21 protein-coding genes and 1 tRNA gene are annotated in these 24,079 nt (G+C 53.0%); 21 read left to right on the top strand and 1 reads right to left on the bottom strand.

The features are described from left to right. The first annotated feature begins 7 nt into the window (after positions 1–7). The 20 genes from pabC to H573_RS0107840 all read left to right on the top strand — a co-directional run bounded on the left by pabC (position 8) and on the right by H573_RS0107840 (position 21,957). On the top strand, positions 8–826 hold the full coding sequence (gene pabC, locus H573_RS0107935; protein ID WP_027873798.1) for an aminodeoxychorismate lyase: 819 nt from the start codon (positions 8–10) through the stop codon (positions 824–826). Next, complete coding sequence (gene mltG / locus H573_RS17510) at positions 819–1,880, top strand: endolytic transglycosylase MltG (protein WP_036256151.1); 1,062 nt, start codon at positions 819–821, stop codon at positions 1,878–1,880. The genes pabC and mltG overlap by 8 nt, the downstream gene beginning before the upstream one ends. Continuing rightward, complete coding sequence (tmk, locus tag H573_RS0107925) at positions 1,880–2,518, top strand: dTMP kinase (RefSeq protein WP_027873797.1); 639 nt, start codon at positions 1,880–1,882, stop codon at positions 2,516–2,518. Before mltG ends, tmk begins: the two co-directional genes overlap by 1 nt. After that, positions 2,515–3,510 (top strand): DNA polymerase III subunit delta', encoded by a 996-nt coding sequence (locus tag H573_RS0107920; protein WP_051171120.1) that lies wholly within the window; start codon positions 2,515–2,517, stop codon positions 3,508–3,510. Before tmk ends, H573_RS0107920 begins: the two co-directional genes overlap by 4 nt. Positions 3,511–3,574: 64 nt before the next feature. Beyond that, positions 3,575–3,928 (top strand): PilZ domain-containing protein, encoded by a 354-nt coding sequence (locus tag H573_RS0107915; RefSeq protein WP_027873795.1) that lies wholly within the window; start codon positions 3,575–3,577, stop codon positions 3,926–3,928. Between the two features lie 42 nt (positions 3,929–3,970). Then, complete coding sequence (locus H573_RS0107910; RefSeq protein ID WP_027873794.1) at positions 3,971–4,744, top strand: TatD family hydrolase; 774 nt, start codon at positions 3,971–3,973, stop codon at positions 4,742–4,744. A 33-nt stretch (positions 4,745–4,777) separates the two neighbouring features. After that, a complete protein-coding gene (gcvT, locus tag H573_RS0107905; RefSeq protein WP_027873793.1) occupies positions 4,778–5,893 on the top strand; it encodes a glycine cleavage system aminomethyltransferase GcvT in 1,116 nt (371 codons plus the stop codon). Then, a complete protein-coding gene (locus H573_RS0107900; protein WP_027873792.1) occupies positions 5,893–6,954 on the top strand; it encodes a beta-N-acetylglucosaminidase domain-containing protein in 1,062 nt (353 codons plus the stop codon). Before gcvT ends, H573_RS0107900 begins: the two co-directional genes overlap by 1 nt. 149 nt (positions 6,955–7,103) lie before the next feature. Further along, positions 7,104–9,251, top strand: a complete 2,148-nt coding sequence (gene fadB / locus H573_RS0107895; RefSeq protein WP_027873791.1) for a fatty acid oxidation complex subunit alpha FadB — start codon at positions 7,104–7,106, stop codon at positions 9,249–9,251. An 18-nt stretch (positions 9,252–9,269) separates the two neighbouring features. Continuing rightward, complete coding sequence (gene fadA / locus H573_RS0107890) at positions 9,270–10,445, top strand: acetyl-CoA C-acyltransferase FadA (RefSeq protein ID WP_027873790.1); 1,176 nt, start codon at positions 9,270–9,272, stop codon at positions 10,443–10,445. A gap of 148 nt (positions 10,446–10,593) precedes the next feature. Next, positions 10,594–10,678, top strand: a tRNA-Leu gene (locus H573_RS0107885). Between the two features lie 74 nt (positions 10,679–10,752). Next, positions 10,753–12,081 (top strand): trigger factor, encoded by a 1,329-nt coding sequence (tig, locus tag H573_RS0107880; protein ID WP_027873789.1) that lies wholly within the window; start codon positions 10,753–10,755, stop codon positions 12,079–12,081. Between the two features lie 116 nt (positions 12,082–12,197). Then, complete coding sequence (clpP, locus tag H573_RS0107875; RefSeq protein ID WP_036256150.1) at positions 12,198–12,830, top strand: ATP-dependent Clp endopeptidase proteolytic subunit ClpP; 633 nt, start codon at positions 12,198–12,200, stop codon at positions 12,828–12,830. A 105-nt stretch (positions 12,831–12,935) separates the two neighbouring features. After that, positions 12,936–14,210: an ATP-dependent Clp protease ATP-binding subunit ClpX gene (gene clpX, locus H573_RS0107870; RefSeq protein WP_027873787.1), complete on the top strand. Its 1,275-nt coding sequence runs from the start codon at positions 12,936–12,938 to the stop codon at positions 14,208–14,210. A 168-nt stretch (positions 14,211–14,378) separates the two neighbouring features. Then, entirely contained in the window at positions 14,379–16,805 is a 2,427-nt protein-coding gene (gene lon, locus H573_RS0107865; RefSeq protein ID WP_027873786.1) for an endopeptidase La, read from the top strand. A 251-nt stretch (positions 16,806–17,056) separates the two neighbouring features. Further along, positions 17,057–17,329: an HU family DNA-binding protein gene (locus H573_RS0107860; protein ID WP_027873785.1), complete on the top strand. Its 273-nt coding sequence runs from the start codon at positions 17,057–17,059 to the stop codon at positions 17,327–17,329. A gap of 114 nt (positions 17,330–17,443) precedes the next feature. After that, positions 17,444–19,324, top strand: a complete 1,881-nt coding sequence (locus tag H573_RS17505; protein ID WP_051171119.1) for a SurA N-terminal domain-containing protein — start codon at positions 17,444–17,446, stop codon at positions 19,322–19,324. Between the two features lie 72 nt (positions 19,325–19,396). Continuing rightward, positions 19,397–20,167 (top strand): 4'-phosphopantetheinyl transferase family protein, encoded by a 771-nt coding sequence (locus H573_RS17500; RefSeq protein WP_051171118.1) that lies wholly within the window; start codon positions 19,397–19,399, stop codon positions 20,165–20,167. 37 nt (positions 20,168–20,204) lie between these two features. Next, positions 20,205–21,380 (top strand): phosphoglycerate dehydrogenase, encoded by a 1,176-nt coding sequence (locus H573_RS0107845; RefSeq protein WP_027873784.1) that lies wholly within the window; start codon positions 20,205–20,207, stop codon positions 21,378–21,380. Between the two features lie 34 nt (positions 21,381–21,414). After that, positions 21,415–21,957, top strand: coding sequence for a DUF1285 domain-containing protein (locus H573_RS0107840; protein ID WP_027873783.1), 543 nt, complete (start codon positions 21,415–21,417; stop codon positions 21,955–21,957). Between the two features lie 78 nt (positions 21,958–22,035). On the opposite strand, the gene H573_RS0107835 is transcribed toward H573_RS0107840, so the two are convergent. Then, a complete protein-coding gene (locus tag H573_RS0107835; protein ID WP_027873782.1) occupies positions 22,036–23,691 on the bottom strand; it encodes an electron transfer flavoprotein-ubiquinone oxidoreductase in 1,656 nt (551 codons plus the stop codon). 227 nt (positions 23,692–23,918) lie between these two features. Here H573_RS0107835 and H573_RS19510 point away from each other — a divergent pair, with 227 nt between their 5' ends. Continuing rightward, positions 23,919–24,056, top strand: coding sequence for a hypothetical protein (locus tag H573_RS19510; protein ID WP_154653862.1), 138 nt, complete (start codon positions 23,919–23,921; stop codon positions 24,054–24,056). The last annotated feature ends 23 nt before the right edge of the window (positions 24,057–24,079 follow it).

Genomic DNA, 24,079 nt, shown 5'->3' with positions numbered 1-24,079 from the left:
CTATCGGATGATAGATAAACAGACCATTCTTAACGGCAAGCCCTGTGATCGATCTTTGGCGGCGAATCGAGGTATGGCCTATGGCGACGGGCTGTACGAAACCATATTGGTGATCGATGGTAAGCCGCTGTGGCTGGACGAGCACCTGGCGCGACTAATAGCTGGTGCGACGCGCTTGCGGTTAGATATTGATGGCGCGGCCTTGCGCGAGGATGTTCGCACGATCTGTGCGCCGGTAAAAGGTAAGCGAGTACTTAAGATCCTGTGTTTTCGCCGCAGTGGCGGGCGCGGCTACCAGCCTCAATCGCGCACCGCGGAGCGCTTATTATCCCTTTGGCCAGCACCTGGTTGCGAGTTGTGGCAACACGGTGCCCGGCTTATGTTGTGTCAAACGCGCATGGCAATGAATGCCCAGTTTGCCGGCATTAAACATTGCAATCGGCTGGAGCAGGTGATGGCCGCCGAGGAGTTGCAACGCAGTACTTGCGATGAGGGCTTAATGCTGGATACCAGTGGCCGGGTAATAGAAGGAACGCGAAGTAACCTATTTGTCGTAAGTGATGGAAAACTGCATACGCCGTCGCTGAACGAGAGTGGTGTTGCAGGTATCATGCGCGAGAGAATACTGCACTGGGCGAAAGCGCAGGGAATACCGGCGCTTCAATTCAATATGGGCCCCTCAATGCTCCTGCGTGCTGACGAAATCTTTGTATGCAACAGTGTTTTTGGCCTCTGGCCGGTGCTGTCTATCGGCTGTCTACAGAAATCTATCGGTCCGATGAGTCGAGCCGCGCAGGCACATTTTGAATCCCAATTTCATGCGTAAATTATTTCGCGCTGCGATAGCGCTTGTTTTTCCCGTTGTGATCCTTTGCCTGCTCTTGCTGGCATACGTCGATCGCTATTTTGACCGCGCTCTGAACCTGGGCGAGACGGCCCAAACGTTTGTGCTGAACCGGGGGACAGGGTTTTCTGCTGCCATAAATCAGGCCGCCTCGCGGGGTTGGCTCACACAGCCCGATGTGCTGAAGATCTACGGTCGCCTGTTTCCATCACAGGCAGAAATTCGTGCGGGAGAATACCGCCTAGAACCGGGCACTACGGTTGGAGAGTGGCTACAAATGCTCCGCGATGGTGAGGTGCTGAGCCACCAGTTAACCTTTGTCGAAGGCTCCACGCTTGGCCAAGTATTGCAGCAATTGTCGTCCCACGCTCTGATTGACGCTGAGGGCATAAAGCCTCCGGCCGATGAGCAATTTTGGTCTAGTCTCGGTATCGAGCAGCCGTTGGCAGAGAACCCGGAAGGATTGTTTTTCCCCGATACCTATGACTTTCATCGCGGTGATTCAGCCCAGATGTTACTGCGCCGCGCCTACCAACGATTACAGCGCGTGTTAAATGAAGAGTGGGCGGCGCGTGCGGACGACTTGCCATACAAAACTGCCTATGAAGCGCTGATTATGGCGTCGATCATCGAGAAAGAGACCGGTGTGCCCCATGAGCGCGGCGAGATCGCCGGCGTATTTGTGCGACGCCTTCAGCGTGGTATGCGTTTGCAGACAGACCCAACCGTCATTTATGGAATGGGGGAGGCCTATCGTGGCAACATTCGTGGGCGAGATTTACGTGACGCCAGCAACCCCTACAACACATACAGAATCAACGGCTTGCCGCCAACGCCGATCGCATTGGCGGGGCGAGAAGCCATTCATGCGGCCCTTCACCCAGTAGCAGGCGATAGCTTGTTTTTTGTGGCGAAGGGTGATGGCAGTCATCAGTTTTCGGCTACCTTGGCCGAGCATGAGGCTGCAGTGAGACGCTACCAGCTGCGTCGACGCAGTGATTATCGATCCAGCCCTGTGGCTACGGAGAAACGCTAATGCCGACGACTGCGCGATTTATTACTTTGGAAGGTGGGGAGGGCGTCGGCAAGTCCAGCAATATGGCGTTTGTCGTCGATACGCTGGCGGCCGCGGGGATTCCCTATATCCAAACACGCGAGCCAGGCGGTACCGCTTTAGCGGAGAGCATTCGCGAATTGTTGCTCGAGCCGCGCGATGAACCCATGGCAGAGCTGACGGAGTTGTTGTTGGTGTTCGCGGCGAGAGCGCAGCATTTACAACAGAAAATAATCCCTGCGCTAAAAGCCGGCACCTGGGTGGTTTGCGATCGCTTTACGGATGCCACCATCGCATACCAGGGGGCTGGGAGAGGCTTATCTGTGGCAGTTATTCAGCAGTTGCGCCAATTGGTGCAGGCTGAGTTGCAACCAGATATAACGCTGCTGCTCGATGCTCCCATTGAGGTCGGTATGGGGCGCGCGAGTCGTCGCGGGGAGCTCGACCGCTTTGAGCGCGAGCAGGGGGATTTCTTTCAGCGCGTACGTCAAGGCTATTTGGACCAGGCGCACGCTGAGCCGAGGCGATACCGGGTGATTGATGCCTCGCAAACGTTGGAGGCAGTTCAGCAGGATATTCACAAGGTGCTGCAAGGGGTATTGCAGGAGGCTGGGGTATGAGCAGTATGCCGCTGAGTTATCCCTGGCAAATGCCGCAATGGCAGCAGCTGGCAGGCTTGCATGAAGGGCAGCGGTTTCCCCATGCGCTGTTACTGGGCGGGCCATCCGGTATTGGCAAGCTGCAGTTTGGTCGGGCGCTGCTTTGTAGCCTGTTGTGTGAACACCCTAAAAATTTTTTGGCTTGTGGTGAGTGCCATTCGTGCCAGCTTTACCAAAGCGGCAGTCACCCGGATATCCGCGAGCTTTGCCCGGAAGAGGGCAAGCGTCAGATTGGCGTTGACCAGGTCCGCGCTCTTCAGCAATTTACTGCGCAAAGCGCTTACCGAGAGGGTGGTCGGAAGCTGGTATTGATTCACCCGGCTGAGGCGATGAACCCCTACACCGCAAATGCCTTACTGAAAACCTTGGAGGAGCCGGCGGGCGACACCGTACTGGTTTTGCTGAGTCACTCGCCGAGTCAGTTGTTGGCGACTATTCGCTCGCGCTGTGTGCAGCTTACGTTCCCCTTGCCCGAACACAGTAGTGCTCTGAAGTGGTTGCAGAATCAGTTAGGGCAGACTGAGGATGCCGAGGCCTTACTGCAGGAGTCTGGCGGGCGTCCACTGGCCGCTCAACAGCTGTATGAGAACGATGGTCTGAGCCAATGGCGAGCGCAGGATGCGGCGCTGGCTGAGGTGGCTGAGGGCAAAAAAACCGTGCTGCAACTGGCCGATAGCTGGCAGGACCGGGAAGTTCCGGACGTGCTTGAGTGGTGGCTGAATCGCTTGGCGGCACTGATCAAACACTTGTCGGCCGGTCACCCATTGAACGCGCGTTGGCAGGCTTACACGTCTATGGCTTTGCCGACGGTTTATCTGCAATACGAGCAAGCCTTGGGTTTGCGGGCGACCTTGCTTCGCGGTGCGGCGCTCAATAAGCGCCTGATAGTGGAGAAGTTGCTACTGGATTGGTTTGATGCCTTTTATGGTCGTGCGCCGTCGCGGGCTTATTGATATAGTAGAAACATAATTCGCCGAACACCCGATGCAGGCGGTGGGCACAAATGGGGAAGGGGTCATGAGTGGAGCACAGCAGGGCGCGCGTAATGGTATTTTGTCCCTGACAATCCGTGATAAAGCAGTATTGTATGCGGCATACATGCCGTTTATTCGCGATGGCGGTCTATTTGTGCCAACGACCAAGTCCTATAAGGTTGGCGATGAGGTCTTCATGCTGCTGACGCTGATGGACGAAGTGGAAAAAATTCCCGTTGCCGGAAAAGTGGTGTGGATTACCCCGCGTGGTGCGCAAAGTAATCGCGCGGCGGGTATTGGTGTTCAGTTCATTGGCGAAGACAAAACCGCCAATCAAAAAATAGAGCAGCAGTTAGCCGGCATACTGGAGTCGGAAAAACCGACCCATACCATGTAATTGTAGCCCCTCCTCGATAGCAAATTTGGAAACCCTTTTACTATGTTGGTAGACAGCCACTGTCACCTGGATCGCATTGACCTCAGTCCATACGATGGCGAGCTTGCTGCTGCCGTTCGCGCCGCGCAGGAGCGTGGGGTAGATAGAATGTTGTGTATTGGCATCGACTTAAATAATGCCCCCAAGGTCGTAGAGATCGCACAGCAATTTGACAATATCTATGCATCTGTGGGGGTTCACCCCTTGGATATCAGCGAAGATATTTGTGAAGTCGATGCCCTGGTTGAGCTCTCAGCCCAGGAGAAAGTGATCGCGATCGGCGAAACCGGGCTCGACTATTACTACAGTGCCGAGAAAAAAGTGCTGCAGCAAGGCAGCTTCGCCAATCATTTGAAAGCATCGGTGAAAACTGGAAAGCCCGTCATCGTGCACACGCGTGACGCCCGTGAAGACACCCTGTCGTTGATACAGCAGCACGGCGACCCAAAGGTTGCTGGTGTGTTGCACTGCTTTACCGAATCTTGGCAGATGGCCAGCGCAGCCATGGATATGGGTTACTACATTTCCTTTTCGGGCATTATCACCTTCAAAAACGCCGCTGAGCTGCGCGACGTGGTAAAAAAAGTGCCGATGGAGCGCTTGCTGGTGGAAACCGATTCTCCCTATCTTGCGCCGGTGCCTTATCGCGGTAAGAAAAATGAGCCCAAATATGTTCGCGAGGTCGCCGAGTGTGTTGCCGAACTAAAAGGGCTGAGTTTTGAGCAGGTTGCCGAACAGAGCAGCAGGAATTTCGACCGACTTTTCAATTTAGTGTGAGCTACTTCACCGGATCTTACGTGGGGACAAATTTTGAGTGATTCCAACCTCCAGCGCACCGCGCTCTACCAGTTTCATGTCGACCTTGGCGCAAAAATGGTGCCTTTCGCCGGCTACGAAATGCCTGTGCAGTATCCTCTGGGTGTAAAGAAAGAGCACCTTCATACCAGAGATGCGGCAGGGTTGTTCGATGTGTCGCACATGGGGCAAATTCGCCTTCAAGGTGAAAATATTGCTGAGGAATTGGAAAAAATACTCCCTCAAGATGTGCTGGGTCTGGCAGAGGGGCGCCAACGCTACGGCTTAATGCTAAATGAGCGCGGTGGCATTCGTGACGATCTGATGTTTGCCAATCGCGGCGATGATTTTCTACTAGTGGTCAATGCCGCATGCAAAAACGACGATGCTGCCTGGCTGCGTGAGCACCTGCCTCCATCAATACAAGTTGAACTGCAAAATGATCGCGCACTTCTGGCATTACAGGGACCAAAAGCTCGCGCAGTGCTGAGCAAGATGGCACCGACAACGGCAGCCATGCGCTTTATGGATACGGGTTTTATCACCGTGGCGGGCATTGATTGCTGGTTGAGCTGCTCCGGATACACTGGCGAGGATGGCTATGAAATTTCCGTGGCCAGTGCCGATGCCGAAAAATTAGCAAAAGCGCTTTTAGCTGAACCTGAAGTGGAGGCTATTGGTTTGGGAGCTCGCGACTCGCTGCGTCTCGAGGCCGGGCTATGCTTGTACGGGCACGATATGGACCAATCTCGCAGTCCAATTGAAGCGGGCTTGTTGTGGGCAATCCAAAAATGCCGGCGCCCAGGCGGCGAGAGAGAGGGCGGGTACATCGGCGCCAAGGTGATTGCTCAGCAGCTTCAAGACGGCGTTGCTGAGAAGCGGGTGCTGTTAGATGTGGAAGGGCGAGCGCCGGTTCGTGAACACAGCGCCATTGTTAACGCTGACGGCGACCGTGTCGGTGAGGTCTGCAGTGGGGGCTTTGGTCCGTCGACGGGTGGACCGCTGGCGATGGCCTACATCGCGTGTTCGGCGATGGAGCAGCAAGCGCTGTTTGCCGAGCTGAGAGGCAAGAAAATTCCAGTTGCCGTTCGCAGCGGCAGTTTTGTTCCCCAGCGCTACTATCGCGGCTAATGCATCCCTTTCAGCTGGGTGTCATAGAAGGTTTCTACGGCCGCCAGTGGAGTTGGCCCGAGCGTCAGTCTCTGCCGGAGATGCTGGCGGATTGGGGCTATTCGGCGTATATCTACGCCCCTAAAGGCGACAGCAGTCTGCGTAGTCGTTGGCGCGAGGATTTCGACCCAGGGCACTTTGCGCGATTGCGCAGCCTCTCGGAATCCGCGCGCGAAGCCGGTATTGGCTGGGGGGTCGGTCTGTCTCCTGCCGGTCTGCAAGCTCACTTTACGGAAGCTGATGGCGCTGACCTGAGGCGAAAGCTGCAACAAATTAAAGCGCTGTGGCCATCCCAGTTATGGATTTTGTTTGATGACCTGCCTGCTGGGGTGCCTGAATTGGCAGTCAGCCAATTACGAGTGGTGGACGCAGTTCGGCAGGTGTTGCCCGATACCCCGCTGGCGATTTGTCCGAGCTATTACAGCGAAGACCCGATTTTGGAAAGCCTGTTTGGCGATTGCCCGAAGGATTATTTTGCGACGCTCAATGAAGGCTTGGCCGAGGAGGTCGATATCCTGTGGACGGGGCCGCGCGTTATTTCTACCGCCTACGACGCTGACGACATGCATCGAGCCGCCTCAATCCTTGGCCGAAGGCCATTGCTGTGGGATAACTACCCCGTCAATGATGGCAAAAAGAGCAGTCGCTTTCTCAATACCCTGCCATTTTCCGGGCGCCCAGCGTCACTGAAAACATTGACGAGGGGGCACTTCGTGAACCCGATGAACCAGTTTCACCTATCGTTACTGCCGCTGATGGGGCTCGCCTCGTTATATTCAGGCAAAAATATAGCGCAAGACACCATTTTCAAAACCGCGCTGGGGAGTTTGCCCGAAGACATGGCGCAAATATTGGCGGAGTATGCGCCAATGTTCCAGAATAAGGGGTTGGATGGCATGCCGGCGGCATTAAAAGCGGCAATTGCATCCAGGTGTGACCGCATAGCGCATCCCGCTGCAGGGGAGTTGGCTGCTTGGCTGCGTGAGGAGTACAGGTTTGACCCGGGTTGCCTGACTGAGTAGGTCGGGTGCGCGGGATTTTACGTGGCGGCTTGCCATAAATTACGCTTTCCGGTAGTTTTAGCACCCGAATGTTTACATGGTAAACATGTTGCTTCAGGCAAATGCCGCCGCCAACATCTCGACTAGAGAACTCGAATAGAGGGAAAACAATGATTTATCAAGGCAAGGCGTTAAGCGCAAGCTTTCTGGAAGATGGCATCGCGGAGCTCTGCTTCGACCTCCAGGGCGATTCCGTCAACAAATTTAACCGCATCACTCTCGAAGAGTTGGGCGAGGCGACCAAAGCTCTGGCTGCCGAATCCGGTTTGAAAGGTGTTGTGGTTACCAGTGGTAAGGCGGTATTTATCGTCGGCGCTGACATCACCGAATTCACCGAGCTGTTCAAGTTGCCAGATGACGAGCTGCGTCAATGGTGCTCGCAAGCTAATGATGTGTTCAACGCTTTTGAAGACCTGCCGGTACCCACTGTTGCTGCCATCAATGGCGTTGCACTGGGCGGTGGTTATGAGATGTGTCTGGCCTGTGACTTCCGCGTGATGTCCAGCAGCGCTGTCGTTGGTCTTCCCGAAGTGAAACTGGGTATCAACCCAGGCTTTGGCGGTACTGTGCGCCTGCCGCGTGTTATTGGTTGCGACAACGCTAACCTGTGGGTAGCGACTGGCAATCAACAAAAGCCTGATGCGGCCTTGAAAGACGGCGGCGTAGATGCGGTGGTTGCACCTGAGCTGTTGAAAGATGCGGCTTTGGACCTGCTCAAGAAAACCATTGCCGGTGAGTTTGATTACCAAGCCCGCCGCGAAGAGAAAAAATCGCCAGTTAAGCTGAACGATATTGAGCGCATGATGGCCTTTACCACGGGTAAAGCCATGGTTGCACAGCAAGCAGGTAAGAACATGCCCGCGCCTGTGACAGCCGTAAAATCGATGGAGCGCAACGCGACGTTGAGCCGCGATGAAGCCATTGAAGTTGAAATTGACCATTTCATCAAGCTGGTACGCACCCCCCAGTCCAACGCACTGGTCGGCTTGTTCCTGAACGAGCAGAGCGTTAGCAAAGCGGCCAAAGCGGCGGCGAAAGCCGGTGGCGACGTAAAACAAGGCGCTGTTTTGGGCGCCGGTATTATGGGTGGCGGTATTGCCTACCAGTCTGCCTACAAAGGCACACCCATTTTGATGAAAGATATCGCTGAAGCCGGTCTTGAGCTGGGTTTGAAGGAAGCTGGCAAGCTGCTTTCCAAGCGTGTAGCTCGCGGTCGTATGACCCCGGATAAAATGGCCTCAGTACTGAGCAGCATTCGTCCTACCTTGAATTACGACGGGTTCGACGCTGCCGACGTGATTGTTGAAGCGGTTGTTGAAAACCCCAAGGTGAAGCACGCCGTACTTGCTGAGACCGAAAAGCACATCCGTGAAGATGCGGTTTTGGCCTCTAATACTTCTACAATCTCTATTAGCTATCTTGCAGAAGCTCTTGAAAGACCTGAGAATTTCTGTGGTATGCACTTCTTTAACCCTGTGCATGCTATGCCTTTGGTAGAGGTTATTCGCGGCGAAAAAACCAGCGATGCCACTGTTGCGCGCACCGTTAAATATGCCCTGCAAATGGGTAAAACGCCTATCGTTGTTAACGACTGCCCAGGCTTCTTTGTAAACCGCGTACTGTTCCCATACTTCGCTGGCTTCGACATGCTGGTTCGCGACGGTGCGGATTTCCGCCACGTGGACAAAGTGATGGAAAGCTTCGGCATGCCGATGGGTCCCGCTTACCTGATGGACGTGGTGGGTATCGATACCGGCTTCCACGCTGCAGAGGTAATGGCAGAAGGCTTCCCGGATCGCATGCGCCACGACTTCAAAGGCATCTCTCAAATGATGTTTGAAGCAAACCGCTACGGCCAGAAAAATGGCCTGGGTTTCTATAAATACGAGGAAGACAAGCGCGGTAAGCCCAAGAAGGCCGAGGACGAAACGGCTCTGTCTATGGCGGCTGAAGCGCAGCAAAACAAAGCGGAAATCAGCGATGAGGACATTCTCGCTCGCATGATGATCCCAATGTGTGTTGAAACGGTTCGCTGTTTGGATGAGGGGATTGTTCGCGACCCCGCCGATGCCGATATGGGCTTGGTGATGGGTATCGGTTTCCCAGTATTCCGCGGTGGCGCACTGCGCTACATCGACCAAATGGGCGTGAAGGCATTTGTAGAAATGGCTGATCGCTACGCTGATCTTGGCAAGCTTTACCAGGTGACTGACAGCCTGCGTGAGATGGCGGCCAAAGGCGAATCTTTCTTTAAATAATCGGGCGGAGACTGAAACATGAACTTCAAAGCAAATGATGTAGTCATTGTAGATTGCGCCCGTACTGCGATGGGCCGCTCTAAGAACGGCGTATTTCGCAATGTGCGCGCAGAAAATATGTCGGCGGCGCTGGTAGATGCGTTGCTGGCGCGCAACCCAGGTGTCGATCCCGCTTCCTTCGAAGATGTGATCTGGGGCTGTGTAAACCAAACCAACGAGCAGGGCTGGAATATTGCCCGCATGATGTCGGTGATGACTAAGCTACCCCACGAAGTGGCCGGTCAGACGGTTAGCCGCCTGTGTGGTTCCTCCATGTCAGCCCTGCATACTGCAGCGGCGTCAATTACTGCTGGCCTCGGCGATACCTTCCTGGTGGGTGGTGTTGAGCACATGGGCCACTTGGCGATGAATCACGGTGTGGATCCCAACCCTCAAGCGAGCAAGTACGTGGCTCGCGCCGCGGGCATGATGGGTATGACTGCTGAAGCGCTGGGTATGTTGCACGGCATTGGCCGTGAGCAGCAGGACGAATTTGGTCTGCGCTCCCACCTGCGTGCAGCTGCCGCGCAGGAGCAGGGTTTGTTCGACAACGAAATCGTTGCCATCGAAGGCCACGACGAAGAAGGTCGCAAGATCCTGGTGAAAGCCGATACGACCGTTCGCCCTGAAACCACGCTGGAAAGCCTGGCTCAGTTGCGTCCCGCCTTTGACCCTAAAAACGGTACCGTAACTGCGGGTACCAGCTCACAGATTGCCGACGGCGCATCAGCGATGATCGTTATGTCTGGCCAGCGGGCGATGGATCTCGGTCTCACGCCGCGCGCCAAAGTGCGCAGCATGGCAGTGGCAGGGGTTGATCCTTCAATCATGGGCTATGGTCCTGTGCCATCAACCCAAAAAGCGCTGAAGCGTGTTGGTTTGACGATGGACGATATCGATACTGTTGAGTTGAACGAGGCCTTTGCCGCGCAAGCTCTGCCAGTATTGAAAGACCTGGGTCTGCTGGACAAGATGGACGAGAAAGTGAACCTGAATGGTGGCGCTATTGCGTTGGGTCACCCCTTCGGCTGTTCTGGTACTCGTATCATTGGCACGCTGCTTAACGTCATGGAGCAAAAAGATACCAGCGTGGGTCTAGCTACCATGTGTATCGGTATGGGCCAAGGTATCAGCACGATTATTGAGCGCGTATAAGCGTTCAGCCCCTCAGGCCCCTTTGTGGGGCCTTGTCGCAGGGCTTTGCTTGATTGCGGGCAGACCCTGTGGCACAATTCCGACCCTCGTTTGGCAGCAGTCAAGCGTAGTCACGTTAAGTCGTTAGTTTTCAACGATTTACAAGTGTGCGGATGTGGTGAAATTGGTATACACGCCAGATTTAGGTTCTGGTGCCGCAAGGCGTGAGAGTTCGAGTCTCTCCATCCGCACCATTTCATAGAATTCTTTAAGCGGGCTGGCATTGAAAGAGCCAGGTCGTGTGATAGATCGCTTTTGAGGAACTTCCATGCAAGTCTCAGTTGAAACGACGTCAGGTCTTGAGCGTCGCTTAATCGTTGGTGTACCTGCCGCTCGTGTTGACAGTGCCGTAGACAGCCGCCTGCAAGAAGCTGCGAAAACCGTCAAGCTGAACGGTTTCCGCCCCGGTAAGGTGCCGATGAAGGTTGTTCGTCAGCGCTTCGGTCAATCTGTGCGTATGGAAGTGTTGGGTCAGGTAATGAATGACTCATTTTACGAGGCAATTCAGGAGCAGGGCCTCAAGCCTGCAGGTCGCCCTGAAATTGAGCCCAAAAGCATGGACGAAGGCAAAGATATCGAATTCGTTGCCACGTTTGAGGTGTTTCCCGAGATTGAGTTGCTGGATTACAGCAGCATCGAGGTCAAGAAACCGGTGTCTGAAATCACCGACGCAGATCTGGATAAAATGATCGAAAACCTTCGTAAGCAGCGCGCTAGCTGGGAAACTGTAGAGCGTGAGGCGGCGACTGGCGATCAGGTGAACATCGACTTTGTTGGCACAAAGGACGGTGAAGAATTCGAAGGTGGAAAAGGCGAAGGAACCGATCTGGAATTGGGTTCAGGTCGTATGATTCCAGGCTTCGAAGACGGTATTGTCGGCATGAAGGCTGGCGAAGAGAAAGTAGTGGCGCTGAGCTTCCCTGAGGATTATCACAGCGAAGAGCTCAAAGGTGCCGCGGTAGAGTTTGCGATCACCGTTAATGCGGTGAAAGAGCAAGTGCTGCCCGAGTTGAATGATGAGTTCTTTAAGATGTTCGGCGTGGAAGAGGGTGGTGAAGACGCTTTCCGTGCAGAAGTTAAAAAGAATATGGAACGCGAGTTGAAAAATGCGACAAAGACCCGCATTAAAACTCAGGTGATGGACGGTGTTCTTGACGTGCATGCTGAGCTGCAAGTACCCAAGGCACTGGTAGCCCAGGAAATTGATGCGTTGCGTAACCAGCAAATGCAGCAATTTGGCGCATTGGCGGAAAAATTGAACCCCGCTGATATCCTGCCAGACGACCTGTTCCGCGAGAATGCAGAGCGCCGCGTTAAGCTGGGCTTGGTATTGAACGAACTGATTGCTGCGGAAGATATCAAAGCTGATGCCGATAAAGTGCGTGCCACTTTAGAGGAAATGGCAGCAAGCTATGAAGATAAAGAAGAAGTTATCAACTACTACATGAGCCAGCCGCAGCAATTGCAGCAGATCGAGGGCATGGTTATTGAAGAGGAAGTAGTTGAAAAACTTCTTGAAAAAGCGAAGGTTAGCGAAGAAACTTTAAGCTACGAAGAAGTTATGTCTCCGCCAGCTCAGGAAGACGAAGAAGATTGATCACACTAGTTCACTAGTGCTCTTCGTCAAGCGGCTGAACTTCGGTTCCGCCGCTTGATTTTTTTCTGGCATGCCATAACGTAACAGTCAATTCACGACACAGAAGAGAATTGCGTATGTCCCGAAACTCCTTTGATGGAATCAATAACAATACAATTAACAACTTAGGGCTCGTGCCTATGGTTGTTGAGCAAACGGCACGCGGTGAACGGTCTTACGATATTTACTCCCGCTTGCTCAAAGAGCGCGTAATCTTCTGTGTGGGCCCCGTTGAAGACCACATGGCTAACCTGATTGTGGCGCAGATGCTGTTTTTGGAGTCCGAGAACCCCGATAAAGATATCCATTTGTATATCAATTCGCCCGGCGGATCGGTAACAGCGGGATTGTCGATTTACGACACCATGAGCTTTATCAAGCCCGATGTGAGCACCATGTGTATTGGTCAAGCGGCCAGTATGGGCGCCTTTCTGTTGAGCGGTGGTGCCAAGGGCAAGCGTTTTATTTTGCCTAACGCGCGGACGATGATTCACCAGCCCAGCGGCGGAGCACAGGGTCAGGCGACAGATATTGATATCCATGCGCGTGAAATTTTGATCATCCGCGAACGTCTGAACCAATTAATGGCTGAGCATACCGGTCAGGATTACGAAACCATTGCTCGCGACACCGAGCGCGACAACTTTATGAATGCCCAGCAGTCGTGTGATTACGGCCTTGTTGATCAGGTTATTACCTCGCGCAGCTAAGGGGGCGCGCCTTCGCAGGCGCGGCCGTTCACTTGCAAAAAAGGGCAAAAGGGGTCATCTTAAGATCAGAAAAAGATGCCCAATACGTCGACAAGGTGATTGTTAATGAGTAGTAAAGACGGCGCAGATGACAACGGCAAGTTGCTGTATTGTTCGTTTTGCGGCAAAAGTCAGCATGAAGTACGCAAGCTGATTGCGGGGCCTTCGGTATTTATCTGTGATGAATGCGTGGACCTCTGTAACGATATTATCCGTGAAGAGGTTCAGGAAGCGGCCAGTGAGGCGGGCAGTGATAAACTGCCGTCGCCGCAAGAAATTAACGCGACCCTGGATCAGTACGTTATTGGTCAGGCGCGCGCCAAAAAGGTGCTGGCGGTTGCAGTATACAACCACTACAAGCGACTTCGCCATGGCGATAAAAGCAAGGATGAAGTAGAGCTGGGCAAGAGTAATATCTTGTTAGTGGGGCCAACTGGCAGCGGTAAGACGTTGCTGGCCGAGACGCTCGCTCGCTTGCTGGATGTCCCGTTCACGATTGCTGATGCGACAACGCTGACAGAAGCCGGTTATGTCGGTGAAGATGTTGAAAACATCATTCAGAAGCTGTTGCAGAAGTGCGACTACGATGTTGAAAAAGCCCAGATGGGTATTGTCTACATCGATGAGATCGACAAAATCTCTCGCAAGTCAGATAACCCCTCAATTACCCGCGATGTCTCCGGTGAGGGTGTTCAGCAAGCGCTGTTGAAGTTAATTGAGGGTACGGTTGCGTCGGTACCCCCTCAGGGTGGTCGCAAGCACCCTCAGCAAGAATTTTTACAGGTTGATACCTCCAATATCCTGTTTATCTGTGGCGGTGCCTTTGCAGGTCTTGATCGCGTTATTCGCGACCGCTCAGAAAAAGGCGGTATTGGCTTTGGTGCTGAGGTTAAAAGCAAGGACGAATCGCGCAATGTGGGTGAAGTGCTGGCTGACGTTGAGCCAGAGGATCTGGTGCGCTACGGCTTGATCCCCGAGTTTGTCGGCCGTCTACCCGTGATTGCGACGCTCGAGGAGCTCGATGCTGAGGCGCTTGTCAGTATCCTGACTCAGCCGCGTAATGCGCTGACTAAGCAATACGCTAAGCTTTTTGACATGGAAGGTGTTGAAGTTGACTTCCGTGAAGATGGGCTGCGAGCTGTTGCTGAGAAAGCCATGGTTCGCAAGACGGGGGCGCGGGGACTGCGTTCGATCCTGGAGTCTGTACTTCTGGATACCATGTATGACCTGCCGTCGACAGACAATGTGAGCAAGGTTGTGGTGGATGCCTCGGTGATCAATGGTGAATCGCCGCCTATTCTGGTCTATAGCGATCAGAGAAAGGTCGCCCCAGAGGAATAAATCAACGCAAAGCCGCCTGACTCCCAGGCGGCTTTTTTGTCAGTTTGTTTACAGTCAAGTCTTGTATTTCTGCCTTCAAATCCCCATCTTAGAACCATAACCGCCCGCATATCGTAGAACGATATACCTGCTGTGCGGGCCCAAAATGATTCAAAAAGAGGCGAGCTAATGGCTGACAAGCGTGAAACTCTAGAGTTGCCGCTGCTTCCCCTGCGAGATGTAGTTGTCTACCCCCACATGGTTATTCCTTTGTTCGTAGGTCGAGATAAGTCGATTCGGGCGCTCGAGCTGGCCATGGCTGACAACAAAGAAATTATTCTTGCAGCACAAAAAAATCCGGATGTGGATGAACCCTCCACAGAAGACCTGTATGACATTGGCACCGTCGCCAATATTCTTCAGCTGCTAAAACTGCCCGACGGCACGGTCAAAGTGCTTGTCGAGGGCGACTATCGTGCGCAGATCGACGCCATTGCCGCTGAAGACGAGTACTTCAGGGCAGAAGCCTCGCCAATTGCCGAGCAGAAGATTCCGGATGAAGAATCTGAGGTGATGCTGCGTTCGGCCATTTCTCAGTTTGAGAAGTACATTAATTTAAGTAAAAAAATCCCATCCGAAGTACTGACCTCTCTTTCTGGTATTGATGAGCCTGGTCGCCTGGCGGATACCGTTGCCGCACACATGAGCATGGAGCTCGAGCAAAAGCAGGCGGTATTGGAAATGAGTGACGAGCGCGAGCGCTTAGAGCACTTAATGGCGCTGATGGAGTCTGAGATCGATCTGTTTCAAGTAGAAAAACGCATCCGTGGACGCGTTAAGAAACAGATGGAAAAGAGCCAGCGTGAGTACTACCTCAACGAACAGATGAAAGCGATCCAGCGAGAGTTGGGCGAATCAGAAGAGGGCGCCAACGAGCTGGAAGAGCTCGAAAAGCGCGTCGCAGAATCTGGCATGAGCAAAGAGGCGCTTGAAAAAGCCAAGGCTGAGCTTTCCAAACTAAAAATGATGTCGCCAATGTCTGCCGAGGCCTCGGTTGTGCGTGGCTATATCGATTGGCTGGTAAATATCCCCTGGCAGAAGCGCTCGCGTGTTAAGCATGACCTCAAACGCGCGCAAGAAATTCTTAACAGTGATCACTACGGTCTCGAAGAAGTTAAGGAGCGGATCCTCGAGTATTTGGCTGTACAAAAACGCGTTAAGAAAGTGAAGGGGCCTGTACTGTGCTTGGTGGGGCCACCAGGGGTAGGTAAAACATCGCTGGGTGAGTCGATTGCGCGTTCAACCAACCGGAAGTTTGTTCGGATGGCACTTGGCGGGGTCCGTGACGAGGCAGAGATTCGCGGTCATCGCCGCACGTACATTGGCTCCATGCCGGGTAAAGTTATTCAGAAAATGTCTAAGACGGGTGTGCGTAACCCGCTGTTCTTGTTAGACGAAATTGACAAGATGGGGATGGATCATCGCGGTGACCCCGCATCGGCGCTGCTCGAGGTGTTGGATCCGGAGCAAAACCACGCGTTCAATGATCATTACCTTGAGGTGGACTACGATTTGTCCGACGTCATGTTCATCTGCACGTCGAATTCGTTGAATATTCCCCCAGCATTGCTGGATCGGATGGAAGTCATCCGCATACCCGGATACACCGAAGATGAGAAGATCAACATAGCGCGGCGCTACCTCATTCCTAAGCAGCTGAAGAATAACGGTTTGAAGGAAAAAGAAGCGTCTATCGGCGACGAAGTGATTCAGGACATCGTCAGGTACTACACTCGCGAGGCGGGTGTCAGGGGCCTGGAAAGAGAGATCGCCAAGGTTTGCCGTAAAATTGTTAAGAATGTGGCGCTTAGCGACGATAAGTCGCCTATAGAGGTCACCTCGCAAAACTTGGAAGAGTACCTGGGTGTTCGCAAATTTACCTTCGGTAAAGCTGAGGAAGAAAACAAGGTTGGTCAAGTAACCGGGCTGGCTTGGACGCAAGTGGGTGGTGAACTGCTAACCATTGAGGCGGTGTCGGTGGTTGGTAAGGGGCGTCACATCCAAACCGGTTCACTGGGCGATGTCATGCAGGAGTCGATTCAAGCGGCTATGACGGTAGTGCGAAGTCGGTCTAAGCGTTTGGGCGTGCCGGCGAAGTATCACGACCGCCACGACATCCATATTCACATGCCTGAGGGCGCAACGCCGAAAGACGGACCGTCAGCTGGTATAGGTATGTGTACCGCGCTGGTTTCTGTTATCACCGGAATTCCGGTTCGGAGCGACGTGGCAATGACCGGTGAGATCACCCTGCGTGGTCAGGTATTGGCTATTGGCGGCTTGAAAGAGAAGCTCCTGGCCGCGCACCGCGGCGGTATTACCACGGTACTGATTCCGGCCGAAAATGAGCGCGATCTAAAAGAAATTCCAGAAAATATTAAAGCTGATCTCGACATTAAACCGGTCAAGTGGATTGACGAAGTGCTTAATATAGCGCTTGAACGCGTGCCCGAGGAGATTTCGGAGGAGGAATACCTCGCGGGTTTGAGTGATGAACAGAAAGCGCTGGAAAACAACCCAGAGGGAGAAAAAGACAGCCGAATCAGTGCCCACTGAGTTCGGCTGAGTGCAGACGGTAGAGCTTGCTGTTCTGGTCATCCAGTGATCAGGCTGCAAGCCGCATGTGCTCTATGCTTCGCAGTTTTACGATAATGGGGCCAGTGATGCAGAGTTTCCTTGACCGCCCCAGGAGCAGTTGGTATAAATCCTTCTCTCTGAGTCGGCGGCTACTGTCATCGTGTTTACATGCTAACGTCGCCACCAGCTTTGCAATACAGTTTTCATAACAATTCGAAGGGGAAGGATAAGTGAATAAATCTGAGCTAATCGACGCCATTGCCGAGTCAGCAGATCTCTCTAAAGCGTCGGCCGGTCGTGCACTGGACGCAGCAGTTGAAGCCATTACTAACGCGCTGAAGTCTGACGACTCTGTGTCGCTGGTCGGTTTTGGTACTTTCAGTGTTAAAGAGCGCGCTGCTCGCACTGGCCGTAACCCCCAGACTGGTGCGCCAATTGAAATTGCTGCTGCGAAGATTCCTAGCTTCAAGGCTGGTAAAGCGCTGAAAGACGCCTGCAACTAAGTTCAGTTGCGACAGTCATAGCGTTAGACAGAGTCGTCGCGAAGAGGTACCGCCTCTGTCGAAAGGCGCATCGAAAGATGCGCTTTTTTTATATTTGAATGGGTTCAAAGGTAAATGCTGCAAAATATCCGCAACAATATCCAAGGTACCGCCGCCAAGGTCATTATCGCCATTATCGTGGTGCCATTTGCATTCTTTGGTATCGACAGCCTTTTCAGTGGTGGCTCACAGGCACCGGCCGCGGTAGTCAATGGTAAAGAAATTTCTCAGGCAGAGTTGCAGCAGGCACTTGCCATGCAGAAACGCCGCTTGATCAATATGATGGGCGATAAACTCGAGCCCTCGATGCTTGACGATGCCGTGTTGCGCAAGCCGGCGTTAGACTCGCTGATTAAGCAGCAGTTACTTCTGCAAGCCGCAGAAGACGCGGGCATTGAGATTTCAGACCAGCAGCTAAATATCACCATCGCTTCCATGCCTCAGTTCCAGGAAGATGGTCGTTTTTCGCAAGAGCGCTACCAGCAAGTATTGCGCTTACAGGGCTATAACAGCGCGTTGTTCAAACAATTACTGCGCTCTGACTTACTAATTCAGCAATTGTCGGCATCTGTGGCGGCATCGGCTTTCGTTACTGAAAGAGAGTTGGACGAAGCCATCGCCTATATCCACGAGAGCCGCGACTTCCAAACGGTAACAGTGCCGCTCGAAAAATATCGCAAGGCAATCACGCTGACTGATGAAGAGCTCAAACGCTATTACGAAGAAAATGGCGCGCGCTTCCAGAGTGAGCCAAAGGTAAAAGTGTCATATCTGGAGCTGAAAGAAGAGCAATTCTACGAGCCAGTGTCAGAGCAGCAGGTGCTTGCCGAGTACGAGCGCCTTATCGAGGGGATGACCCAGAATACAGAGCGTGAAGCAGCCCATATACTGTTAGAAATTGATGATGAGCTTAATCGCGACCAGGCGATAGCTAAGCTCAATGAGGTTAAGCAGCGCCTGTCGTCCGGCGAATCGTTTGCCGAGTTGGCTAAGTCGTTGTCCGAGGACCCGGGCTCAGCGTCCAATGGTGGGAACTTGGGCTTCACCGCAGGCGATAGCTTTCCAGCAGAGTTTGAGGATGCCTTGGCAGCACTTGAGGCGGGGCAAGTCTCCGATCCAGTCGAAACTGAAGCGGGTGTTCATTTGATTAAACTGCTCAGTGTCAAGCAGCCTGAGGTGCCCAGTTTGGACTCGGAGCGCTTAGCAATTACCGAAAGACTTCGTCGCCAAAAGGCACGTCCAAAGTTATTGGCCGCGGTTGAATCCCTGCGCGACCTTGTCTTTAACGCAGAAAGTCTCGCGATGCCGGCCGCCGAGCTGGGGCTGGAAGTTAAACGCAGTGACTGGCTTTCTTCTGAGGATAATGACGGCTTGTTTGCTGACCAGAGAGTCAAACAGGCCGCATTTGATAGCGAATTGAGGGAGCAAGAGTTAAACAGCGATGTGTTCGAACTCACTCCTGATCACTTCTTGGTTCTGCATGTCGATCAATATCAAGCGCCCCAGCTGCAGCCGTTTGAAGAAGTGCGAGCAGAAATTGAAGTGAGCTTGCAAACAGAGAAAGCGGCACAGCGAGCGAAAGCCGATGCCCAGGAGATAGAGCAACAATTAGCCGAAGGTCAGCGTGCAGAGGCGGTCGCCAAGCAGCACGGCCTGGATTGGCAGGCAATGCAGGATATTCGCCGCAGTGACATCAGTGTTGAGCCGGCGCTGCGACGTTTCGTATTTGAATTGGCGGCGCCGGCGCAAGACAACCCCGTTGCTGCGACACTGCATCAGCAGAACGGCGATTACACGGTCGTTCAACTTCTTGCGAGCGAGCCCGGTCACCGCACCGCTCTCGAGGCCGAAGCGTTGTTGAACTTGCGTCGAAGTGTTGCCCAAAATGCGTCATCTCAAGCGTTTGCCAACTATTTTAACAATTTGTGGAATAACGCAGATATCACCATCAATTAACAGGTTGATATCAAGTAAGCGACGAAGTACCCCATACACTACCGGGGCGAACGCCCTGGTAAGGATAGAATAATGAATAAGGCGAGCGAACAACGGCGCCTGTCGGTGGGTCAGGTGGATGTTTGGTGTTGTGCGACTGATGACCCTCGACTATTAGCGAATATGGACCGCTATTTGAATATGCTCTCTGACGAAGAGAAGCAGGAATACGAGCAGCGTCAGCATGCCGGACAAGCAGAAGAATACGTAGCTAGTAGAGCTTTCTTACGCACAGTACTGGCGCAGTACACGGGGCAGGAGCCGGAGCAGCTAACATTCGACAGTAATGACTTCGGTAAGCCTTTTCTGCCAGCGCATAGCGGTAGCGTAAGCTTTAATGCCGCTCATACCCACGGCTTAACGCTTTGTGCAGTGACCAGTGGCTGCGATATTGGTGTGGACGTCGAGTTCCAAACCGATAGCCAAGGAATGTTAGACGCTGCTGATGATTACCTTTCCCCCGCGGAAATGGCTGCATTGCGCGACGTTGAGGAAGAAGGGCGGCTAAGTGTTTTCTTTCGCTCCTGGACATTAAAAGAGGCGTATTTGAAAGCGCGTGGCAAAGGCTTGTCGATTCCGCTGCACGATTTTTCGGTACTACTCGACGGTTTGGAAGTAAGTCGCTTTGATGCCGATGATGCCGAGCGTTGGGAATTGCGTTTACTTGCTCAAGATGAAGATTTTACGGCTGCCATCGCTGTGGCCGGCAAGATAGCGGAAATCAAGGCGTTCCATTGTTTACCTCTCGTTGATATATCCGAGCTCGGTCAACTCGCTGAATTACTACCTGCGACGAAATCATAGGTTTGGTTTCTGCTGCAGTCCCTGCCAAGGAGGAAGTGTGTACAAAATTCTTACCCTGAACCAAATCTCTGTGAAAGGGCTTGAGCGCCTGCCTCGCGACCAATATGAGATCGCCAGTGAATTTAGCTCGCCCGATGCCATTTTGCTGCGTAGCCACAAATTGCAGAGCGCGGATATTCCGCAATCGGTCAAAGCCATCGCTCGCGCAGGGGCTGGTACTAACAACGTGCCCGTCGCTGAGTGCACAGACCGGGGTATCCCGGTATTTAATAGCCCCGGTGCTAATGCCAACGCGGTAAAAGAGCTGGTAATAGCAGGCTTGACATTGGGTTCGCGCGGTATTCTAGAGGGAATTTCCTATGTGAATACGCTGGGGGACATGAAAGATGGCGCCGCTCTTGCCAAATTATTAGAAAAGGAAAAGAAGCGCTTTAAGGGAAATGAACTGGCGGGCCGCACCCTGGGTATTGTTGGCTTGGGGGCTATTGGCTCGATGATAGCAAGAGCCGCGCTCGACCTAGGCATGAAGGTCATTGGTTATGATCCCGCGCTATCAGTCGATGCAGCATGGCGGTTGCCAAGCGCGGTGAAAAAAATGGAGAACCTGGGCAGTTTGTTTGCGCGTGCCGATTACATCACCCTCCATCTACCGGTACTCGATGCAACGCGAGGGCTGGTGAATGCCGAGCTTCTGAGTAATTGTCGCCCGGGCACGTGCTTGTTGAATTTTGCGCGTGAAGAGATTGTCGATGTTGCCGCGGTGATCGATGCCCTGGATGCCGGGCAGCTACGTCGCTTTATCACGGACTTCCCAACGCCGGAATTGATTGCGCGTGATGAGGACGTGGTATTGATGCCGCATATCGGTGCCAGTACCGATGAGGCCGAAGAAAATTGCGCGATCATGGCGGCTGATCAGTTAGATGATTTCCTGCGTAACGGAAACATCAAGAACTCGGTAAACTTTCCGAATCTTCAGCTTGAACGCAGTGGCGATGTGCGCCTGGCGGTGGCGAATCGCAATGTGCCGAAAATTCTGGGCAGCATTCTGGCATTGTTATCCGATGCAAACGTGAATATCGTTGATATGCTTAACAAAAGCCGCGATGAAATTGCCTATAACCTTATCGACTTAAACGGCAATGTCGACGACGCATTGCTTGCAAAAATTGCTGACCTAGACGGTGTGGTTAACGTGCGAGTCATTCGCTGAGTGCAGCTCACTTGGCGACCCTAGGGAGAGCCCCATGAGTAGCCTAGAAACCATTGAACGCTTATTGAAAGACCAAGCCGGCAGGCCACCGATTGAAAAGTGGCAGCCGGCGCTGAGTGGCGAAATCGACATTCAGATTTTGGCTGACGGGCGTTGGATTCACGAAGGTGGCGAAATCAAGCGCCATGAGTTGGTTAAGCTATTTGCATCGATTTTGCGGTGCGAAGCGGATGGCCACTATTATTTAGTCACCCCGGTCGAGAAATGGCGCTTACAGGTTGAAGATCTCCCACTGCTGATTGTCGATATGGAAGTAGGCGAATCGACGTCGGAAGGGCGTAGAATTGCCGTTAAAACTAACGTCGATACATGGCATGAACTCGGTCCTCAGTATCGGCTCAGTGTCACCGAGTCACCTGAGTCCGGGGAGCCTAGGCCGGCGGTTTCCCTCGAGCACGGCTTGTCAGCAAGAGTGAATCGCGCGTGTTTTTACCGCTTGGTGGACCTGGCTGAGCAACATGGTGATCGACTCATTGTTCGCAGCGCTGGTGAGCAATTTGAGCTAGGGCGTGTGTAAGTAACCCCCAGGGGTTTTGGGGCGTTTAAAACCAAAAAAGGCAGCCAGAAGGCTGCCTTTTTTGTTGAAGCGTCTCAGCTACATGTTGGGATAGTTCGGTCCGCCCAAACCTTCAGGAGTCACCCACACAATATTCTGGGCGGGGTCCTTAATGTCACAGGTTTTGCAGTGTACGCAGTTTTGACCGTTGATTTGGAAGCGCGCTTGGCCGCCTTCGTCTTCGACCACCTCATACACACCTGCCGGGCAGTAACGCTGAGCGGGCTCGGCGTATTTGGGCAAGTTGTCACGAATGGGCAGCTCTGCGTCCTTCAATGTCAGGTGGCAGGGCTGATCTTCTTCATGGTTAGTGTTTGAGAGGAACACTGACGACAAGCGGTCAAAGCTCAGCTTGTTATCAGGCTTGGGGTACTCAATCTTTTTGCAGCTGTCCGCAGGCTTCATTTGCGCGTAATCAGGCTTGGTATCGCTCAACGTCCAGGGCAGGTTGCCGCCAAAGATATTCTGATCGATAAAGGCATAGGCCGAGCCGAAGAAATTACCGAACTTGTGCTGTGCCGGGCCAAAGTTGCGCTGAGCGTACAGCTCTTTATACAGCCAAGAGCCTTCAAAGGCAGTGGTGTATTCGGTGAGTTCTTCACCGGATTTATCGTCTTCAGTCAGCGCCTTATGAACAACTTCCGCAGCCAGCAAACCGGACTTCATCGCGGTGTGGCTACCTTTGATCTTGGCAAAGTTCAGCGTGCCCGCGTCACAGCCAATCAACAGACCGCCGGGGAAGGTCATCTTTGGTAGAGATTGCAGGCCGCCTTTTGCGATAGCCCGAGCACCGTAGGATACGCGCTCACCGCCATCCAGGTACTGCTTAACGACGGGGTGTTGCTTATAGCGTTGGAATTCCTCGAAGGGAGACAGCCACGGGTTATCGTAGCAGAGGTCGGTAATCAGGCCGATTGCGACTTGGTTGTCTTCCAAGTGGTAGAGGAAGGAGCCACCGAGGGCGCCGTTTTCAGAAAGTGGCCAACCCGCAGTATGGACGACCTTACCTTGCTCGTGCTTGGCGGGGTCGATCTTCCACAGCTCTTTAATACCGATGCCGTAATGCTGGGGTTCTTTGCCTGCATTCAGGTCGAATTTTTCCATCAAACGCTTGCCGAGGTGACCGCGACAGCCTTCAGCAAACAGGGTGTATTTAGCATGCAGCTCCATGCCAGGCATGTAGCTGTCTTTTTGACTGCCGTCTTCGGCAATACCCATATCGCCAGTGACGATACCTTTTACGCTACCGTCATCGTTGTACAGAACGTCAGCAGCGGCAAAGCCGGGGTAGATTTCTGCACCCATGCCTTCGGCCTGCTCGGCCAGCCAACGGCACAGGTTGCCCAGGCTAATTATGTAGTTACCTTCGTTGTGCATCGTTTTGGGCACGGCGAAGTCGGGGACTTTGATGGCTTTTTCGCCACTGGTCATAAAGTAGATGTCATCGCCAGTCACTGGCGTGTGCAGCGGCGCGCCTTTTTCTTTCCAGTCCGGGAATAGCTCGTTCAGCGCGGTGGGTTCAAATACTGCGCCAGATAGAATGTGGGCGCCGACCTCAGAACCTTTTTCTACAACACAAACGCTGATGTCTTTTCCGCTGGTTTCACTTAACTGACGAATTTTGCAAGCTGCTGCCAAACCTGCAGGCCCAGCACCGACGATCAGGACGTCAAATTCCATTGATTCGCGTTCCACAGACTCTCTCCTCTAAGATTAAGCACAGGTGTAGCCCTTATTGGCTGGGCGTTTTGACACCATTTTCGAAGGCGCAAGTATAAGTGTCAGCACTTAAAAACGCCACATAAGCACCGCTTAGCTTCTAAACTTAGCTTTAATATTACGCGGGGTTGTTCTTTTTTATATGGCAGGAATGACCGCGTAGATCGTATTTTCGGCGATATTCAGCTAAATAGAACTGCGCTATGCCTGTTATTCAGCTGCTGAATAGCGTGCTCATGTTGACCTTGAAGGCCAATGCCGTCAATATAACGGCGCTTTTTTTAACGGGGCTAAACGTCTGGACGGATCGAAATATTGGTCCGCAGCGTAAAGACGACTAGCTGTTTCATTTCATTTACGCGTT

Origin of the sequence: Neomelitea salexigens DSM 19753 (assembly GCF_000422345.1) — a bacterium.
Lineage (GTDB): Bacteria > Pseudomonadota > Gammaproteobacteria > Pseudomonadales > Spongiibacteraceae > Spongiibacter > Spongiibacter marinus_A.
Note: the sequence above shows the minus strand (reverse complement) of the source record. Positions and strands in the feature narration are given on the sequence as shown.

Excerpts from the sequence above, each read along its gene's own strand:
- tmk (WP_027873797.1), top strand. The coding sequence starts at position 1,880 with ATGCCGACGACTGCGCGATTTATTACTTTGGAAGGTGGGGAGGGCGTC.
- fadB (WP_027873791.1), top strand. The coding sequence starts at position 7,104 with ATGATTTATCAAGGCAAGGCGTTAAGCGCAAGCTTTCTGGAAGATGGC.
- pabC (WP_027873798.1), top strand. The coding sequence starts at position 8 with ATGATAGATAAACAGACCATTCTTAACGGCAAGCCCTGTGATCGATCT.
- tig (WP_027873789.1), top strand. The coding sequence starts at position 10,753 with ATGCAAGTCTCAGTTGAAACGACGTCAGGTCTTGAGCGTCGCTTAATC.
- lon (WP_027873786.1), top strand. The coding sequence starts at position 14,379 with ATGGCTGACAAGCGTGAAACTCTAGAGTTGCCGCTGCTTCCCCTGCGA.
- H573_RS0107915 (WP_027873795.1), top strand. The coding sequence starts at position 3,575 with ATGAGTGGAGCACAGCAGGGCGCGCGTAATGGTATTTTGTCCCTGACA.
- H573_RS0107900 (WP_027873792.1), top strand. The coding sequence starts at position 5,893 with ATGCATCCCTTTCAGCTGGGTGTCATAGAAGGTTTCTACGGCCGCCAG.
- H573_RS0107920 (WP_051171120.1), top strand. The coding sequence starts at position 2,515 with ATGAGCAGTATGCCGCTGAGTTATCCCTGGCAAATGCCGCAATGGCAG.
- H573_RS17500 (WP_051171118.1), top strand. The coding sequence starts at position 19,397 with ATGAATAAGGCGAGCGAACAACGGCGCCTGTCGGTGGGTCAGGTGGAT.
- mltG (WP_036256151.1), top strand. The coding sequence starts at position 819 with ATGCGTAAATTATTTCGCGCTGCGATAGCGCTTGTTTTTCCCGTTGTG.
- H573_RS17505 (WP_051171119.1), top strand. The coding sequence starts at position 17,444 with ATGCTGCAAAATATCCGCAACAATATCCAAGGTACCGCCGCCAAGGTC.
- fadA (WP_027873790.1), top strand. The coding sequence starts at position 9,270 with ATGAACTTCAAAGCAAATGATGTAGTCATTGTAGATTGCGCCCGTACT.
- clpP (WP_036256150.1), top strand. The coding sequence starts at position 12,198 with ATGTCCCGAAACTCCTTTGATGGAATCAATAACAATACAATTAACAAC.
- H573_RS19510 (WP_154653862.1), top strand. The coding sequence starts at position 23,919 with ATGCCTGTTATTCAGCTGCTGAATAGCGTGCTCATGTTGACCTTGAAG.
- H573_RS0107910 (WP_027873794.1), top strand. The coding sequence starts at position 3,971 with ATGTTGGTAGACAGCCACTGTCACCTGGATCGCATTGACCTCAGTCCA.
- clpX (WP_027873787.1), top strand. The coding sequence starts at position 12,936 with ATGAGTAGTAAAGACGGCGCAGATGACAACGGCAAGTTGCTGTATTGT.
- H573_RS0107840 (WP_027873783.1), top strand. The coding sequence starts at position 21,415 with ATGAGTAGCCTAGAAACCATTGAACGCTTATTGAAAGACCAAGCCGGC.